This window comes from Capnocytophaga sp. ARDL2, from assembly GCF_041530365.1.
Classification (GTDB): Bacteria; Bacteroidota; Bacteroidia; order Flavobacteriales; family Flavobacteriaceae; genus Flavobacterium.
The window spans coordinates 1,646,964-1,665,391 of the sequence record NZ_CP168034.1 but is presented as its reverse complement, the minus strand read 5'-3'; the positions used below and the strand labels follow the sequence as shown (position 1 = coordinate 1,665,391).

20 protein-coding genes are annotated in these 18,428 nt (G+C 34.0%); 1 reads left to right on the top strand and 19 read right to left on the bottom strand.

Going from position 1 to position 18,428, the window contains the following annotated elements:
• Window positions 1-6: 6 nt before the first annotated feature.
• From AB4865_RS08450 to prmA, 5 genes are all read right to left on the bottom strand, one after another.
• Window positions 7-1,185 carry an AIR synthase related protein gene (locus AB4865_RS08450; RefSeq protein ID WP_372472841.1) on the bottom strand — a complete coding sequence of 393 codons (1,179 nt, stop codon included), beginning with the start codon at window positions 1,183-1,185 and terminating at the stop codon, window positions 7-9.
• A 178-nt stretch (window positions 1,186-1,363) separates the two neighbouring features.
• Window positions 1,364-2,488 carry a cysteine desulfurase family protein gene (locus AB4865_RS08445; protein ID WP_372472840.1) on the bottom strand — a complete coding sequence of 375 codons (1,125 nt, stop codon included), beginning with the start codon at window positions 2,486-2,488 and terminating at the stop codon, window positions 1,364-1,366.
• A gap of 81 nt (window positions 2,489-2,569) precedes the next feature.
• Window positions 2,570-3,472, bottom strand: a complete 903-nt coding sequence (locus tag AB4865_RS08440) for an EamA family transporter (protein ID WP_372472839.1) — start codon at window positions 3,470-3,472, stop codon at window positions 2,570-2,572.
• Window positions 3,473-3,531: 59 nt separating this feature from the next.
• Window positions 3,532-3,804, bottom strand: coding sequence for an ATP-dependent Clp protease adaptor ClpS (locus AB4865_RS08435; protein WP_372472838.1), 273 nt, complete (start codon window positions 3,802-3,804; stop codon window positions 3,532-3,534).
• A gap of 12 nt (window positions 3,805-3,816) precedes the next feature.
• A complete protein-coding gene (gene prmA, locus AB4865_RS08430; RefSeq protein ID WP_372472837.1) occupies window positions 3,817-4,656 on the bottom strand; it encodes a 50S ribosomal protein L11 methyltransferase in 840 nt (279 codons plus the stop codon).
• Window positions 4,657-4,786: 130 nt separating this feature from the next.
• Here prmA and AB4865_RS08425 point away from each other — a divergent pair, with 130 nt between their 5' ends.
• Window positions 4,787-6,001: a porin gene (locus AB4865_RS08425; RefSeq protein ID WP_372472836.1), complete on the top strand. Its 1,215-nt coding sequence runs from the start codon at window positions 4,787-4,789 to the stop codon at window positions 5,999-6,001.
• Between the two features lie 201 nt (window positions 6,002-6,202).
• Here AB4865_RS08425 and AB4865_RS08420 read toward each other — a convergent pair whose 3' ends face one another.
• The 14 genes from AB4865_RS08420 to AB4865_RS08355 all read right to left on the bottom strand — a co-directional run bounded on the left by AB4865_RS08420 (window position 6,203) and on the right by AB4865_RS08355 (window position 18,355).
• Window positions 6,203-7,141 carry an NAD(P)H-dependent flavin oxidoreductase gene (locus AB4865_RS08420; protein WP_372472835.1) on the bottom strand — a complete coding sequence of 313 codons (939 nt, stop codon included), beginning with the start codon at window positions 7,139-7,141 and terminating at the stop codon, window positions 6,203-6,205.
• Window positions 7,142-7,458: 317 nt separating this feature from the next.
• Window positions 7,459-7,908 (bottom strand): adenylyltransferase/cytidyltransferase family protein, encoded by a 450-nt coding sequence (locus AB4865_RS08415; protein WP_372472834.1) that lies wholly within the window; start codon window positions 7,906-7,908, stop codon window positions 7,459-7,461.
• Between the two features lie 262 nt (window positions 7,909-8,170).
• Complete coding sequence (gene mnmA / locus AB4865_RS08410; protein ID WP_372472833.1) at window positions 8,171-9,367, bottom strand: tRNA 2-thiouridine(34) synthase MnmA; 1,197 nt, start codon at window positions 9,365-9,367, stop codon at window positions 8,171-8,173.
• Window positions 9,368-9,470: 103 nt separating this feature from the next.
• Window positions 9,471-9,914 carry a 50S ribosomal protein L9 gene (gene rplI / locus AB4865_RS08405; RefSeq protein WP_372472832.1) on the bottom strand — a complete coding sequence of 148 codons (444 nt, stop codon included), beginning with the start codon at window positions 9,912-9,914 and terminating at the stop codon, window positions 9,471-9,473.
• Window positions 9,915-9,996: 82 nt separating this feature from the next.
• The gene (gene rpsR / locus AB4865_RS08400) at window positions 9,997-10,293 is read right to left on the bottom strand and encodes a 30S ribosomal protein S18 (protein WP_372472831.1); all 297 of its coding nucleotides are present in this window, start codon (window positions 10,291-10,293) and stop codon (window positions 9,997-9,999) included.
• 5 nt (window positions 10,294-10,298) lie between these two features.
• Window positions 10,299-10,640 (bottom strand): 30S ribosomal protein S6, encoded by a 342-nt coding sequence (rpsF, locus tag AB4865_RS08395; protein WP_372472830.1) that lies wholly within the window; start codon window positions 10,638-10,640, stop codon window positions 10,299-10,301.
• Between the two features lie 93 nt (window positions 10,641-10,733).
• The gene (locus AB4865_RS08390; protein ID WP_372472829.1) at window positions 10,734-11,861 is read right to left on the bottom strand and encodes a DegT/DnrJ/EryC1/StrS family aminotransferase; all 1,128 of its coding nucleotides are present in this window, start codon (window positions 11,859-11,861) and stop codon (window positions 10,734-10,736) included.
• A gap of 61 nt (window positions 11,862-11,922) precedes the next feature.
• On the bottom strand, window positions 11,923-12,534 hold the full coding sequence (locus AB4865_RS08385) for an acetyltransferase (protein ID WP_372472828.1): 612 nt from the start codon (window positions 12,532-12,534) through the stop codon (window positions 11,923-11,925).
• A complete protein-coding gene (locus tag AB4865_RS08380; RefSeq protein WP_212901297.1) occupies window positions 12,534-13,139 on the bottom strand; it encodes a sugar transferase in 606 nt (201 codons plus the stop codon). The genes AB4865_RS08385 and AB4865_RS08380 overlap by 1 nt, the downstream gene beginning before the upstream one ends.
• 39 nt (window positions 13,140-13,178) lie before the next feature.
• A complete protein-coding gene (locus AB4865_RS08375) occupies window positions 13,179-14,369 on the bottom strand; it encodes an ATP-binding protein (RefSeq protein WP_212901298.1) in 1,191 nt (396 codons plus the stop codon).
• Between the two features lie 96 nt (window positions 14,370-14,465).
• On the bottom strand, window positions 14,466-15,623 hold the full coding sequence (locus AB4865_RS08370) for a glycosyltransferase family 4 protein (protein ID WP_372472827.1): 1,158 nt from the start codon (window positions 15,621-15,623) through the stop codon (window positions 14,466-14,468).
• A gap of 74 nt (window positions 15,624-15,697) precedes the next feature.
• On the bottom strand, window positions 15,698-16,759 hold the full coding sequence (locus tag AB4865_RS08365; protein ID WP_372472826.1) for a hypothetical protein: 1,062 nt from the start codon (window positions 16,757-16,759) through the stop codon (window positions 15,698-15,700).
• A complete protein-coding gene (locus AB4865_RS08360; protein WP_372472825.1) occupies window positions 16,760-17,923 on the bottom strand; it encodes a glycosyltransferase in 1,164 nt (387 codons plus the stop codon). It lies immediately after the preceding gene.
• A gap of 3 nt (window positions 17,924-17,926) precedes the next feature.
• On the bottom strand, window positions 17,927-18,355 hold the full coding sequence (locus AB4865_RS08355; RefSeq protein ID WP_372472824.1) for an acyltransferase: 429 nt from the start codon (window positions 18,353-18,355) through the stop codon (window positions 17,927-17,929).
• Window positions 18,356-18,428 lie beyond the last annotated feature (73 nt).

Genomic DNA, 18,428 nt, shown 5'->3' with positions numbered 1-18,428 from the left:
GAATGATTAGTATTCAAAAGTTCCGTATTTTGATTGAATAGTCAATTTTTTAGTATCGTTTGCCTCAACTCTACCCACGATTTGAGCTGGAACGCCAAACGATTGAGAAATAGCAATGATCTCTTCTGCAATAGCTGGATTTACATACAATTCCATACGATGTCCGCAGTTAAACACCTGGTACATTTCTCTCCAATCTGTTTTTGATTGCTCTTGAATCAATTGGAACAATGGCGGCACATCGAATAAATTATCTTTGATTACATGCACATTATCAACAAAATGCAATACCTTTGTTTGAGCACCACCGCTACAGTGTACCATTCCGTGAATATCTTGAGCGTTGTATTTTTCTAAAATCTTTTTGATAATCGGAGCATAAGTTCTTGTAGGCGAAAGCACCAATTTTCCTACATCGATTGGACTATTTTCAACCGTATCTGTCAATTGTTTTCCTCCAGAATACACCAATTCGCTTGGCACAGATGCATCAAAACTTTCTGGATATTTGGTAGCCAAATAGTTGGCAAACACATCATGACGAGCCGAAGTAAGTCCGTTACTTCCCATACCACCGTTGTATTCGGTTTCGTAAGTAGCCTGACCAAACGAAGCCAAACCTACAATTACATCACCTGCTTGTATATTGGCATTGTCAATCACATCAGAGCGTTTCATACGAGCCGTAACAGTAGAATCGACGATAATGGTACGCACCAAATCTCCCACATCGGCAGTTTCGCCACCTGTACTGTGAATTTTTACGCCGTGCTTTGCCAATTCTTGAATTAATTCTTCCGTCCCGTTGATAATCGCAGCGATTACCTCACCTGGGATTAAGTTCTTGTTTCTTCCGATGGTAGAAGACAACATAATATTGTCTGTAGCACCTACACACAACAAATCATCGATATTCATAATCAAAGCATCTTGAGCGATACCTTTCCACACAGACAAATCACCTGTTTCTTTCCAGTACATATAAGCTAAAGAAGACTTGGTACCTGCACCATCGGCGTGCATAATCAAGCAATATTCAGGGTCGTTTGTCAAATAATCGGGTACAATTTTACAAAAAGCCTTTGCAAAAAGCCCTTTATCAATGTTTTTGATAGCGTTGTGAACATCTTCCTTTTGGGCAGATACTCCACGCATAGCATAGCGTTCGTTATTGTTGGTACTCATATTAAGTTGTCGTATTTGCTACAAAATTATAGCATTTATTAATAATTTCCAAATTTAAGATTGGGGAATGATGAATAGGGGCTTATATGTCATCTGTCTTTATGTGGTTGACAACTCTCCACAAAAAACTCCGCCAAATATAATATTTTGGCGGAGCATTTTTAAATAATTAATTTTCTTACACTGCTTTCAACACATCGATTAGGTAATCGATTTCTTCTTTGGTGTTGTCGCTTCCGAATGAAATACGCAATGCTGGTTTTGTCAAATCTTCTGCTGAAAGAAACTCAGCTAATACATGCGAAGGTTTTTGACTACCTGATTGACACGCACTTCCGCGAGAGATTGAAATTCCTTTCATGTCTAATTGAAACAAAATCATCGCTGTTTTTTCAGGTGAAAATGGCAATAAAATGTTCAACACATTGTAAAATGGATTTTCGCTTCCGTTGAATTTTACTCCTGGGAAATTTTCTTCCAATTGTGCCTTGCAATAATCTCTCAACGATGTAATGGTTTCTCTATCTTTGTTCAAATCTTGATAAGACAATTCCAATGCTTTTGCCATTCCTACCACTTGGTGTGGAGCTTCTGTTCCAGCACGCATTCCTTTTTCCTGCTCTCCTCCTACGATTAACGGTTTCAAAACATTGTTTTTTCTGATATACACAAATCCTGCTCCTTTTGGCCCATGAAATTTATGTGCACTGGCAACTATAAAATCAATGTTTAATTCGTCTAATGGAATTTCAACTTTTCCTACCGATTGCACTGTATCTGAGTGGAATAAAGCTCCGTATTGTTTGCACAACTCCCCTACTCTTTTCAAGTCGAGAATTGTTCCGATTTCGTTGTTTACATGCATCAAACTCACCAAAGTTGGTACTTCATCTTTCAACAATTCTTCCAACTGATTGTAGTCGATTTCGCTGTTTGGCAAAATATTTAGATACACAACCTCTACCCCATATTCTGCTGCAAATTGTTGAATAGCATATAGCGTACAATGGTGTTCCATTTTGGTAGAAATGATGCGTTTTACCCCCAAATCTTTCACAGCCGAACGAATAATCCAGTTATTTCCTTCTGTACCACACGAAGTAAAAATAATTTCCGAAGAAGATACATTGAATTGATTTGCAATGGTTTTACGAGCCGATTCGATCAACGCCTTTGAATGACGACCAATTGCATAAGTTGATGATGGATTTCCAAAATCATTGGTCAATACTTTTACCATTTCATCAACAACTTCTTTTCTTACCGAGGTCGTTGCTGCGTTGTCTAAATAAATTTGTGTCATTGTTGTTTTTTTATGTTTTTAAAAATTTATTTTTATCTGTAAATTTAAAAAGCAAAATTAAACATATTTAACGAATAATCATTATGCTCGTATGGTTTTCATTTTCTTAGAAAACAAAATTTTATGGTTGAATATCACTATTGAACATAAAATAATCAAATAGGCGACTATTTGCAAATAATTGATGGTTTCTCCAAAATAAAAAATCGACAAAGAAAAGGCTATTACCGGATTAATATACAACATAATACCTATTGTTGATGCGTTAGCTCCTTGTAAGGCGTACAAATTCATGTACAACGGTATAATTGTAAATAATGTAGCTACAATAAATACGCAAAGGTAAAACAACGCATCGGTTGGAAACGAAAATCCTTTTACCAAATAATACGGTATTGCTAATGTCAAAACGACGAATAGTTGGAAAACCAATGTCGAAAATTTGTCAAAATAGGTGTTTTTCTTTTGAGAAATTAGATAAAAAGAATAGGTCAATGCCACAATTACCGCCCAAAACAAATCACCAGGTGCGGCTATATAATACAATCCTATGGCAAACAAACACATACTTATTGCCAACCACTGCACTTTATCCATTCGTTCTTTCAAGATGAAAAAGGATAAAAAAGAAGTGATAATCGGACAAATCAAATAGGCATACGAGGCGGTTTGCACATTGATTTGATTGATTACAAAAATGTACAAAAACCAATTCACACCCAATATCCCTCCACCTAATAAATTTATATTCAAAGCTTTTCGCTTATCTTCTTTAGGCAAAAGTTTGTACTGCTGAACCGATTTTTTTATCGTATCTTTTTTGACAGTTGCCGCAATTGCAGTGATGATTCCTGCCGAAATCAATATTCTGAAAAATAGTATATCAAACGACGATTCGTGGGCAATGGGCTTTAATGCCAAACTAAAAAATCCCCAGATAAAAAAGGCTAAAAAAGCAATAATCTGATATTTGTATGGTTTCATTGGGAAAATAATTGAGAGATTTGAAAATTTGAAAATGTGCTAATTTTCAAATTTATTTATTACTCTATCTCTGCACTCAATCCTGCGTTTTGCAAAGCTACACACATCGGAATTAGCTTTTCATAGGCTCCTGTTTTTACAGTGCATTTACCATTGTAATGTACGATAAACGCACATTGCTCTGCTTGTAATTCGTCGTGTTTGCATACGCGTACCAATGTTTCAATCACATAGTCAAAAGTATTGAAATCGTCGTTGTATAAAATCAACTCGTGATTTTTAGCAACTACTTCTTCAGTTAATATTTCTTCTAATAATTGTTCTTTGCTCATAATAAAACGAAATTAATTCTTCACAAACTTCAACGCTACCCAATTGTTTTTTTCCAATTGTGATACAAATTGTAAATTTTGGGCTTCGGCTGCTTCTCGAATAAAAGGTATATCTTCTACATAAAATCCGCTGAACAAAATAGTTCCGCCATTTTTCAAAGATTTTGAATACGCCTCCATATCGTTCAACAAGATATTTCTGTTGATATTAGCAATGATTACATCGTATTTAGATACATTGACTAATAAACTTGCATCGCCTTCAAAAACTTCGATATTTGTGCAACCATTTCGCTGTGCATTTTCAATCGAATTGAGGTAACACCAATTGTCTATATCAATCGCATCTACTGTTTTTGCTCCTTTCATAGAGGCTAAAATTGCCAAAATCGCCGTTCCACAACCCATATCCAACACCGATTTTTCTAAAAAATCCATTTCTAAAAGGTGTTTCATCATCAAATAGGTGGTTTCGTGATGTCCTGTTCCAAAACTCATTTTGGGTTCGATAACAATTTCAAATGGTACATCTTTACTTTCGTGAAAGGGAGCTCTCACAAAGCACTGTCCGTCTACATCTATTGGGTCGAAATTTTTTTCCCATTCTTCGTTCCAGTTTATCTGTTCAATGGCATACGAATGATACGAAATTTCAAACTCAGGATTAGTCAAAATATAGACTTCATCGAGCATATTTTCATAGATTTCAGCTTCTTGAATATAAGCATTTACACCATTTTCTGTTTCTTCAAAACTTTCAAAAGGCAAAAGCCCTAATTCTGCTATAAGTATTTCACTTCCAATTTCTAATGGAGAAACTGTAAACTCATAACACACATATTTCGACTCCATATATTGTATTCTTAATAATTTGGTAACATAAAAAAGTTAGTATTTTTCTAATCAATCTCTACTTTTGTGCAAAATTATTAAATAATCACGAAAAAAAATTTTAATTTTCACAAATTAACCTAAAAAACACATGAAAAAATCATTAATTCTTGCAAGTTTGCTTTTAGCAGTAGGAAAAGCAACTGCACAAGAAAAAGAAAATTACAAAATTGCCAATTTACCTTATTACAGTTACAAAAAAGGCTTGGGAGTTACTTCTCCCGACAGTTTGTATCAAGTAAATATTCGCTTTAGAATGAAAAAGCGTTTAGAAGCAAATTTTGACGATGACAAAGCTATAGAATACAAGGGAAATATACGTGATATACGCTTACGATTTGACGGTTATGCAATCGATCCTCGATTTTTATATTCCCTACAATTGTCTTTTACACCAGAAGAAATTGGAAAATTGGATAATAAAGACGTATTGAATATCATCCGTGATGCGGTCGTTTTTTATCAAGCTACAAATAAATTGAGTATCGGTTTTGGTCAGACCAAATTACCAGGTAACCGTCAGAAAATTAATTCATCAGGTGCATTGAATTTAACCGATAGGAGTATCAACAGTGCTATGTTCAACATAGATCGTGACTTTGGTTTTCAGGCAGTGTATAGCAATCAAAAAGAAAATGATTTTGGATACGATATAAAAATGGCAATTTCTACTGGACACGGAAGAAATAGTACCCAAAAAAGAACAGGATTGGCGTATACGGGGCGATTGGAATTGTATCCTTTGGGAAAATTCAAAAAAAACGGAGTGTTTTTCGAAGGAGATTTGGTACGAGAACAAACGCCAAAATTATATTTGGGTGCCACCTATCACCACAACCAAAATGCTGGAAAATCTCAAGGTCAAATAGGAACTGCATTGTTTGAAGGTAGAGATTTGAACTCGGTATTGATAGATGCTTTACTAAAATATAAAGGTTGGGCGGGATCGCTTTCATACATGAGTAGAACTACTGACAACCCATTGACTTTCAATCCAAAATATACGGTAGGAAGTAATTTACAAGAACTGAATTTTGTACGCGTGGGGCATGGATACGACGCTCAGTTGAGTTATAACTTTCCTTCAAATTTGGAAATCATTGGTCGATATTCCTTCAACAATCCTCATAAGGATATTGAGAAATATTTACCACAACAAGAACAAATCACCTTTGGTGTGACAAAATATCTATGGGAACATTTGTTCAAAATACAATTGGAAGTAAGCAAAAATAATTTTAAATATTTCGACGGACGAAAAGATGATAATTGGTATGCAAGATTTCAGATAGAATTTGGGATATAATTAAGTGATTTTCAACATAAAAAACGTTTCTTTTAGGGGAAACGTTTTTTATGTTTTTAAAGTAATAAAATTTATAACAGTTAATATTATTTTTCCTTAATTACTTAAGATTTTAGCTTATGATAAAAATGTAAAGTTTAATTTCTAAGAAAAAAAACAGTTTAAGATATTATTATTATCTAAAATCTTACAACATTTATTTTAAAAAACAAATTCTTTTTGAATCGATTGGTTAAATTCCTCTAAAATTTCATTAAAAACATCATTTACCGTTTGAATTTTATCAATTAACGCCACAATTTGACCAATTTCCAATTCTCCTTCAACCAAATCACCCTCGAGCATTCCTTTTTTGGCTCTTCCTTTACCTAATAATTCTTTCAACTCTTCTATAGTAGCTCCGTTTTTGTAGGCTTCTTGTACTTGGTAATAAAAATCATTCGTCAGTAATCGCACAGGAGCCAATTCTTTCAAAGTAAGAAAAGTGGAACCTTCTTGAGCTTGTACACAATAATCTTTAAATGATTGATGAGCAGAACTTTCTACGGTCATAGCAAATCGAGTTCCCATTTGTACACCGTCGGCACCTAAAACCATTGCCGCATGTACACCTTTTCCTGTAGCAATACCACCAGCGGCAATCAAGGGAATGGACAATTGCTTTTTAACAATAGGAAGTAAGGTTAAGGTAGTTGTCTCCTCACGACCGTTGTGTCCGCCCGCTTCAAAACCTTCGGCGACCACAGCATCTACACCAGCCTCTTGAGCTTTCAAGGCAAATTTAGACGAACTTACCACATGCACCACAGTAATTCCTTTTTCCTTTAGCCATTGCGTCCATGTCTTAGGATTTCCAGCTGAAGTAAAAACAATTTTCACACCTTCTTCCACAATGATTTGCATGATTTCTTCTACATTGGGATACAACAAAGGTACATTGACACCAAAAGGTTTATCGGTGACTTTTTTACATTTTTGAATGTGGTTTCTCAGCACATCTGGATACATCGACCCTGCACCAATCAATCCCAAACCACCTGAGTTGCTTACCGCTGCAGCCAATTTATATCCACTATGCCAAACCATTCCCCCTTGAATGATGGGGTATTTTATATTGAAAAGTTGAGTGATTTTGTTCATGTTATTTTTTTGTTTAAAATAAAAAGACTTTGCCAAACGATAAAATCTGACAAAGTACTTCTATATCCCTCTATTCCCGTTCTATACGGAAACTTCTTATTATTTACTTAGAATTTATACTGAATCTTTTTCTCACGCATTTCCCATCTACTGAGAGGGGTGCCTGAAAGGCAGGGTGTGTTTAACGAAGATAATCACAGATTTTTTCTGAAAATGATTTGAGAAAACTGCACATATATACGATTAAACCTACAGTTTAAAACAGATTACCCCAGATTTTGTTTTTTTTGATAAATCAAAAAAACATCAGCGAAAAATCAAATCCCTTTCAATCGTTCTTTGTCAGAAACAATTTTTCTTAAACCAGAACTTGAGAAACGGTGTTCTCTTTTGTTGAAATACAATTCAATACCTTTTTCTTCGCAATATTGGCGACCTGTGAAATCTTTTTCTTTGTATTCTTCACCCAATATGCGAACATCGATTTTGAATGCTCTCAAAATATCTTCTAAATCTTGCTCGGTTGCATAAGGAACGACTTCATCTACAAACTTACATCCTTTCAATTGTATGTATCTTTCAACCACAGTTTGAGCGGGTTTATTTTTTTCCGGTCTGTCTAATGTTGGGTCGGTTTGCAAACCACAAATCAAATAATCACATTGTCTTTTGGCTTCTTCCAACATTTTGATATGCCCTGCATGTAATAAATCAAATGCACTGAATGTAATTCCTACTCTTGTATTTTTGTCTAAATTTTTTTCCATTTTAATTTGTTTATTTATGATAAAGGTAAAATTTTGTAAATAGAATTTTATTTTGTCTCACGCGGATTTTTAATTTTATTCTCGTTTCGCTTACTATAATTATAGCAGATAACGCGGATATAATGACTACACTGATTATTTTTTTGATAAATCAAAAAAAATATCTGAGATAATCAAATCAGAACAAAGAAAATCAAAAAAAATCTGTTTTCATCAGCGTGAAAAAAAAAATTGATTTACAAAGTCTCTAGTATAGTCTATTTTATATTTTTGAAATAACTCCCGAACCAATCAATTCATCGTTTTCATACCATGCAACAAATTGACCTTCGGTAATGGCTGATTGTGGTTGATCAAACTGAACATACAATCCGTTTTCTACTTTGTACAATTTCGCTTTTTGCAAAGGTTGTCTGTAACGAATTCTTACCATTCTTTCTACAGATTCTCCGTTTTGCAATCGCAAATCTTCACGAATCCAATGTATTTCATGTTCTTTTACAAATAAAGTTTTTCTAAACAATCCTGGGTGGTCTTTCCCTTGTCCGGTATAAATACTATTGGTTGTAATATCGGTATCAATGATAAACAATGGTTCTTTTTTTCCTCCCACATTCAATCCTTTTCTTTGACCAATGGTAAAATAATGTGCACCATTGTGTTCGCCAACTGCATTTCCCATTTCTGGAGTATATGAAAAAGATTTTGCTTCGTGATACAATTGCTCTTCTATCGTATTAAACTGTTTTTCTTCGGATTGATAGATTTCATGGTTTGTATCAATTTCGTAAATCACTCCTTTTTTAGGTTTTAATTGCTGTTGTAAAAATTCGGGTAGGCGAACTTTTCCAATAAAACACAAACCTTGAGAATCTTTTTTGGTAGCAGTAATCAATTCGTGTTTGGCAGCAATTTCTCTAACTTCACTTTTTTGATATTCCCCTATTGGAAACAAAGCTTTTGACAATTGCTCTTGAGACAATTGACAAAGAAAATACGATTGATCTTTGTTGTCATCTTTTCCAGCCAATAATTTATAAACGGTTTTTCCATCGATGATTTCTTCTGATTTTCTGCAATAATGCCCCGTTGCTACGAAATCAGCTCCGAGTTCTATTGCGATTTTTAAAAACACATCAAATTTTATTTCCCTATTGCACAATACATCTGGATTTGGAGTACGACCATTTTCGTATTCGTTGAACATATAATCCACGATACGCTCTTTGTATTGTTCGCTCAAATCTACAGTTTGAAAAGGAATACCCAATTTTTCGGCAACCAACAAGGCATCATTACTATCTTCCAGCCAAGGACATTGGTCGGAAATTGTTACCGAATCGTCGTGCCAATTTTTCATAAACAGTCCTATGACCTCGTATCCTTGATCGAGTAACAACTGAGCAGCTACACTCGAATCTACACCACCAGAAAGTCCGACTACTACTTTTTTTCTCATTTTGCAAATATAGGAAGAATTCTATTCTTTTGTATATAGAACAAAGTAAAAAAGCTACCTGAAAAATCAGATAGCTTTTTATTATTTGTGTGAAAACAATAAATTATTGTTGTTCAGCTACTACTTCGTAATCCAATTCAACGATTACTTCGCGGTGCAAACGCACAGAAGCTGTATATTTACCAGTTCTTTTGATTGTACCAGAAGTGATGAATTTTCTGTCGATGTTTTGACCTTTAGCTTCCAAAGCTGCTGCGATGTCTGCGTTTGTTACAGAACCAAACAATCTTTCTCCTCCTGCTTTTACTACCAATTTCAATTCGATAGCTTTCAAAGTTTCAGCAAGTGCTTTAGCGTCAGCGATAATTTTTGCTTCTTTGTGAGCTCTTTGTCTCAAGTTTTCAGCCAATACTTTTTTTGCAGATGGAGTTGCTAAAATAGCAAATCCTTGAGGGATCAAATAGTTACGACCATATCCTGGTTTTACTTTTACTACATCGTCTTTGAACCCTAAGTTTTGAACATCTTGTTTTAAGATAATTTCCATGTTGTTGTCCTTTTTTATTAAAATTAGTGAAGTTAGGTTTCTACAGAGCAGAAAACCAACAACGAATAAATGTTTTTATTGATTATTTCAACAAATCAGCCACATACGGCATCAATGCTAAGTGACGAGCTCTTTTTACAGCTACAGACACTTTTCTTTGGAATTTCAAAGAAGTTCCTGTCAAACGACGAGGTAAAATTTTACCTTGCTCATTTACGAATTTCAACAAGAAATCAGCATCTTTATAATCGATGTATTTGATTCCTGATTTTTTGAAACGACAATATTTTTTAATTTTATTTGTTTCAATGTTCAAAGGCGTTAAATATCTAATATCTCCGTCTTTTCTTCCTTTTGCAGATTGCTCAATGTTTGACATGATAATTACGCTTTTTTAGTTTTTAATTTCTCTCTTCTTCTCTCAGCCCATGCGATAGCATGTTTATCCAAAGTAACTGTTAAATAACGCATTACTCTTTCGTCTCTGCGGAATTCAGTTTCAAGGTCTTTGATTGCAGAACCTTCTACTTTGTACTCAAACAAGTGATAAAAACCACTTTTTTTCTTTTGGATTTCGTAAGCCAATTTTTTCAAGCCCCAATCCTCTTTCGATACAAATTGAGCCCCTTTAGAAGCAAGAAATTCTTCGAATTTTGCTACTGTTTCCTTTACCTGAGTTTCAGATAAAACGGGATTCAAAATGAAAACAGTTTCATAATGATTCATATAAATAAATTTTAGTTTGTTTAAAATTGACGGCAAAGGTAGGGATATTATTTTGAATTTCCAAATATTGGTGTGTTTTTTCTTTTTTTTATTTTACCATTTTTTTACCACTTTTGCTATTCTCTCCCTATCCTCCTCGGTCAAATTGCTTCCTGATGGCAAACAAAGTCCGTTGTTGAAAAGCGTTTCGGCAACATTTCCTCCATAATAAGGAGCGTTGGCAAATACGGGCTGTAAGTGCATCGGCTTCCATAACGGACGCGACTCGATATTTTCCTCTAAAAACTTCAAACGCAAGTCTTCACGATGGAACCCTGCTTTGTCTTCATCAATGACAATCGCCGAAAGCCAATGGTTGGAATAAAAATCTTCGCTTGGTTCGGTGAAAAGCGTAACGCCTTCCATATCTTTAAAAAGTTCTTTGTAAAAGGCGTGATTGGCTCTTCGTTGGGCAATTCGCTCTTCTAACACTTCCATTTGTCCACGACCGATTCCTGCCGAAATATTGCTCATTCGGTAGTTGTACCCAATTTGAGAGTGCTGATAATGAGGTGCATTGTCTCTGGCTTGTGTAGAAAGAAATACAGCTTGGTCTTTTTGTTCTTGCGTTTTGCAGACCAATGCTCCTCCGCCCGAAGTGGTAATGATTTTGTTTCCGTTGAAACTCAAAATAGACATTTCGCCAAACGAACCGCATTTTTGTCCTTTATAACTACTTCCCAAGGCTTCGGCAGCGTCTTCCACCACAGGGATTTGGTATTTTTGGGCAATGGTCAAAATTTCGTCCATTTTCGCAGGCATTCCATAGAGATGTACCACGATGATGGCTTTGGGCTTTTTCCCTTTAGCAATACGGTCTTTAATGGCTTCCTCTAATGCTACTGGACACATATTCCAAGTGTTGGGTTCGCTATCGATGAATATAGGTGTTGCCGCTTGATATGCAATAGGATTTGCCGACGCCGAGAAAGTCATACTTTGGCAAATCACCTCATCTCCTGCCTTTACTCCAAGAATAATCAATGCCAAATGCAAAGCAGCCGTACCTGCCGAGAGAGCAACAATCTTAGTATTTTCTCCAATAAATTTCTCTAAATCTAGCTCAAAATTATTGACATTCGGCCCTAGAGGTGCTACCCAATTTTCATCAAAAGCCTCGTGTACGTATTTGAGTTCATTACCTCCCATATGCGGAGAGGAAAGCCATATTTTTGTGTTCATCTTATTTTGTTTTTCGCAATTTTGCACTACCTAAGTGCATTTTATTTATTTTTTTGCACTATTATAGTGCATGAGCATTGTTTTTTACCTTTATCACCTTGGCAGGGTTTCCTACCACTGTAGCATAATCAGGAACATCTCTAATCACCACAGCACCTGCACCTATGGTTACCCATTTTCCTATTTTCACTCCTTGTATCACACTTGCCCCAATTCCAATATGTGTTCCCTCTCCTACCTGCACATTCCCTGCAAGAGCGGCATTAGGAGATATATGTACAAAATCTTCTATCTTGCAGTCATGTTCCACAATGGCTCCGGTATTTATGATGCAATGTTTACCTATTTGCACATCGGGATTCAATACAGCATTTGCCATCACCACCGTACCTTCCCCTAATTTAGAATGAGGAGAAATTACAGCCGAAGGATGAATGGCTTTAATGTATTTGAAATGATACTTTTCTACTATCTTTTTACGAATCTCATTATTCCCAATAGAAATAATAGCTTCTTGATCGAAGACAACATGATTGGAATTTTTTTCTACAGAAATTCCGAAAATATTACTATATTTCGGATTATCGTCAAGAATTTTATCAATCTTACCCCCTGATTTTTGTAAAATATCAATAATTACCTTTGCATGTCCACTTGCTCCAAATAACAACATTATTTATTCCCTTTAAATTCTTCGGTTGTTGCTTGTCCATCTTGCGAAATTCCTTCGCGAACAAACACTTTTTTTATTGTTAAAAATAATATTTTCAAGTCTAATCCAAAACTGATATGATCTACATACCAAACATCATATTCAAATTTTTTATCCCAAGAAATGGCATTGCGTCCATTTATTTGAGCCCACCCCGTGATGCCTGGTTTCACTTGGTGTCTTCGGCGTTGAAAATCGTTGTAAAGTTCCAAGTATTGAGGCAATAGCGGTCGAGGTCCTATCAAACTCATATCTCCTTTGATAACATTCAACAATTGTGGAATTTCATCTAAAGACGTCTTTCTTACCAAGCTACCAATTTTTGTCAATCGAGCTGCATCGGGAAGCAAGTTCCCGTGTTCATCTTTTTTGTCGTTCATAGTTTTGAACTTGATGATTTTAAAAATTTTCCCATCTTTTCCTGGGCGAAGCTGAAAAAAAAATGGCTTACCCTGATTGGCAAAAAACAAACCTATAGTCACTATAATAAACACAGGGCTCAATAGTAAAAATCCTATTAATGCCAAAATGAAATCCAATAAGGGTTTTATGAAAGTTTTATACATTTTTTTTATTCGTTACTATACTTCTTAATCAAAACCATTCTAATACATACAACCAAACAACCAAAGTGGTATTTTATTACCAATTCCAAATTCAATATCATCGGCTACAATAAATGATTGTTGTACCTCTTTAATTTGCCTTTTCGTTTTGTTTTTTCCTCCAATCTCAAAAATCCAAGTATTATTTACCTTAAAATCACCTATATCAGAGTAGGAAATCTGATGCGTATTGCGAATTTGATTGACGAAAAAAGTTTCTCGAAGACTTCCCTTTTCCACATTTCCAAAGCTGTAAGACAAATTGGTGTTTTGCATAAAAATCTTATCTGGTTTTTGCAAACGGGTAATCCCTTTGGTATCTTTGTATAATATATTAATCAACTGTGCATCATTAAGATACTGGATATAATTTAGCAAAGTCTCTCTCGATACACCTATCCTCTCACTCAATTTACTTATGTTTGGCATAAAAGGTGCCGACTCAGAAATGGCAAACAATAACTGTTTGATTTTCGGTAAAAAATGAATAGACACTTCTTTGAGTTGAGGAATTTCTATTTCCAAAATAAAATTGATAACCTCTTGTAATCGAATCAAAAACAAAGAAGGGTCTTCCTTAAAATAAGGGTAATAACCATATTTCAAATATTCTTGAAAATATTCAAGAGGTTTTATCTTCTGAACAATCTCACTAGATATAGATATATGATTTTCAATAATCTCCTGTAAAGAATATGTCTCTAATTTTACCCCCGAAACATAATGAATATACTCCCTGAATGACAATCCATCTAACTGATAAACAATTGCCCTACGGCTTAAATCCGCACGAGAATTTAGAATTTCAAGCATCGAAGATCCTGTAAAAACAATTTTTAATTCTGGATAATCATCATACAGATTTTTAATACTTTGAGACCACAGAGGATATTTATGAACTTCGTCTAAAAACAGAATTTTCCCTCCGTGTTTTACAAAAGTATCCGCCAAATCTACCAATTTATTTTCCGTAAACCACAAATCATCTAAACTTACATACAAAACATTTTTCAGATTTTCAGAAAAATAAAGTTTAATATACTGCAAAAGAAATGTGGTTTTTCCTACTCCTCTTTGCCCTTTGATGCCAATCAATCTTGCTTTCCAATTGATTTCGTGCATCTTATTTCTAACAAAAGATGTCTCAACAGATGCTATTTTTCGATAAAATTTTTCAATCAATTTCTCCATTATCCACTGCTTATTTCTCAGCAAAGATAGCAAATTATAAAATAAACTTTACAAAAAAGATTCGATTTTGTAAAATTCGACTTACAAAAAAACACTTTATACTTTTTTCGCTGCTATTAAAAAGTTATATTCCTCTAAAAGAGCTTTCCAAACTATTTCTTGTTGGTACCTTTCCACAATCATTCTACGGCTATTTCGCTGCAACGAATAGCATAAGGATTGATCTTCTTTCATTTTCTTCATTGCTAGCTTTAGTTCTTGTACAGATTTAGAGGAAACTATCAGACCATTTGCCTCTTCTGCTACAATTTCATTACATCCATTGATATTGGAAACAATACTTGGCAATCCCATCGCCCCCGCTTGCATTACTACATTAGGAAAACCCTCGCGATAGCTGGGAAAAACCAAACTATCAGCAATGGCAAAATACGGACGAACATCCTTCTGAAAACCAACTGCAATAATGTTTTTATTTCTTTCTATTTCCTCAATAGTTTTTGTACTAAGTGGGTCTAAATCTTTTTCTTCAGTCCCTACCAATAAGAGTTTTATATCAGGCAAATTCAATTCTGAAAAGGCGGTTATGAGTTCATTAATGCCCTTGTCGCCGACCAATCGTCCTACAAAAATAAAAACAAAATCGTCAGATTGTATATTCAATGTCTTTTTTAACTCTTGTTTTTCTTGGTCAGAAATGCTCTCTGGAGAGAAGTGCTCTGTGTTTATTCCGTTGGAAGAACCATTGGCAATGATTTTTAATTTCTCTTTTTCTGCAAAATTTTCTTTCAAAATAAAATCATACAACCCTTTGGAATTGGGATAAACCTTTGTAGCACAGGCATAGGTGAGTTTTTCTACAAAATTGAGTATTTTTCTTTTATTTCCTTTAGCTTCCATCAATGGCAACCCTGCTACGGTATGCAAACGATGAGGAACTCCTGCCAACTTTGCTGCCAACATTCCTATAATACCTGCCTTGGGAGTATGTGTATGAACGATTTGTGGTTTTTCTTTTCTCAAAAAACTCCACATTTTCCAAAGCGACTTTAAATCTTGTAAAGGAGTGATTTGCCTTGACATTTCAATAGCCACGGTACGAATGCCCTCATCTTCTGAAACCTCACCTAATTCTTTTTCAAAAGAAGACACTCCCACCACTTCAAATCCATTATCAGACATGAAACGATGTTGTCCTTTCAGTAAGGTTTTCAAAGAAATAGGGACGGTGGTTATTCTAATTAGTTTTTTCATTATTAAACTTATTAAACTCTAATAAATTACCCAATTAAAAAAATCATCTAAAGAAAATAATAATTTATATCATTTTATAGGGAAGTATTGTAAAACAACACCTGTTTCCAAAAAAAATATTGTTCTAATAATGCAAATATCACAATAACATATAAATATATTTTAGCTATTATACTTTCTCTATACAACCTCGATGATATAACATAAAATAGCGTACCAATTTTTAAAAAAAGTGTATAACGATTCATTATGTCTGGAAAAAATAGAAATATCAATCCTAAAAACATTCCTGTTTTTAATATCAAATGACTTTGAAATTTTAATGGTGCATTTACTAAAAGATAAACACCGATAATAAAAGGCAAATAAGTATACGAAAATTTATATAAAAAACTTAAATATCCTTTTCTAAAGCTTGAAATTAAAAATTCGCTTTTATAAAAATAAAAGTCAAACTTATGATACCAGGCATTTCCAAACCTATTGAAAAATGTATGTTCTATATTTAAAACACCTATTAAAAGAACAATGGAAATTATACTACCGATCTTTAAAATTTGATTTATAGAAATATTATTCAGACGATTTCTAAAATAAAAAATCGGTAAAAAAGCATAAGCGGCATAATGTACCAACCCTCCATATAACAAATAAATATAAGACTTTATTTTTACTTCATTACGGCTTTCTAAAAATACCATTGCTAACATTACAAAAGCCCATGCTTGTATGTTCCTTATCCCTGATAAAATCCCTGCTACCGACAACAGAAAATATATCAATAAATACCCTCCAATAGAAGGATAAATCTTATTATAAGAAATATAAATTTCCTTAAAAACCAATAGAAACAATACCCCAGTAATATATGCCGAAAAAAATAAAAATATCTCAATAGGCAAACCCAATTCTGCTAAAAATAACAAAACTAATTTAGCAATAATATCTGGAGAATTTATAAGAATATTTATCTGTATATCAGACAAAAAGGGATTATTCGAAAAAATATCATAAAATTTAAAGAATCTTGCAATGTCAAATGTTTCAGGAAATGGATAAATACAAATAACCATTCCGTAAATTATAGGAATAAACCATTCTACTCCTTTTACTTTTTTATTTAAGATTTTAAACATTTATTTGTGCAAATATTGATTCATTTTTTTATAAAAATCCAATCTAATCTTATCAAGATTCGTTTTTAAATAAGGGATAGCTTTATCCAGACTCTGTTCAGCTTCTTTTTCTAGCACTTTTCTATCCAAATACAAACGCATTATATGGCGACTAAGTGTTTTATAATCACCTTTTTCATGTAAAAATTCTGAGGAAACAATATCTGGAATTCCTCCTACACGACTCCCTATAACTGGACATCCCATTGCCATTGCTTCTATTGTAGCTCTTGGCATCCCTTCAGTCAAAGATGGTTGTACATATAAGGATAGTGTTTTCAAAAAATTGTTAACCTCTTCTCCTGCTTCCAAAGGATCTATATAGTCCAAATTCGAGATAAGATTTAATTGTTTTGCAAGTTCCAATACCCACGAATAATCTCCTTTCCCTACGAGATGGATTTTGATATTCTTTTGTATCTCCTTGTCCAACAGAGCTATTGCTTTCAAAAGTACATCTTGTCCTTTGTATTTTGCATCAAACCCTCCAATTAAGCCAATGTGGAATATATCGCCTGAAAACCTTGTCTTGTCCAACTCATCTATACATAAAACTTTTGACACAATAACATCAGAAAGAGAAAAACTAACAGCCTTAGGATGTGCAGGATAATCTTTCTGCAATTTGTTTTTAGTAACATAAGTTACAAAATCTGCTTTTTGAATGAGTTTTTTATTTAAAAATTCCAAAGGCTTTGCACTTATTTTTCCTAGCAAAGACCCTTGTGCAGCCATGGCTTCCTCTGCATTACCCACTACTTCTACCCATAAGGGCTTTTTTTTACTATACGCAATATTTCCTGCAATTATTCCTAAAATGCTGGGCAATCTTACCAATACCACATCTGCTTGTTGCACCAATGGTAACAACTCTTTTTCTATTTCTTTTTTATTTTTTAGCAAACTGAAAGCAGAACTGTACTTTTGTGTCAAATGAAAAGAAACATTTTCTGTAGATGAAATGATTTTCTTATTTTTGACATTATCACTCAACCGAGCATAGATTGCTACTTCTGTAAAATTAATTAAATAATTTTTCCAAGCCGTATGAGGCAATCCTCCTCCACTATAAACTAATTTATTTTCACTAAAAAATGGATGGTCGTGAACAAAAAGCAATTTCATCTTTTAGATTTGTTTGATTAGTTTAGCAGGTATTCCGCCTACTATTGTATTTTTTTCTACATTTTTATTGACAACAGCTCCTGCCGCTACTACGGAACGATTCGAAATACATACATCTGCTAAGATTCTACAACCACAGCCTATCCAAACATCATCGGCAATGACTACTTTTCCAAAAATAATCGGATTATATTTGATTGGTAAATTGGTATCTTTCCAATCATGATTTGTAGATAAAATAGATGTATTGTGAGCGATAGAAACATTATTGCCTATTTCAATAGTTCCATTGGCATCTATGTAACAATTGCTATGAATACTCACATTATCTCCTATTGATAACTTGTCCCACGCTAAAATTTGTACATTCGTACCAATTTTAACATTATCTCCACAAGATTTAATACGAGACTTTAAAATGATATATCTCAAACCTACAAAAATAATTTGTGAATATCGAGAGACACAATCCCATAAGAAGTGTAAAATAAAATTAGGTAGTAGC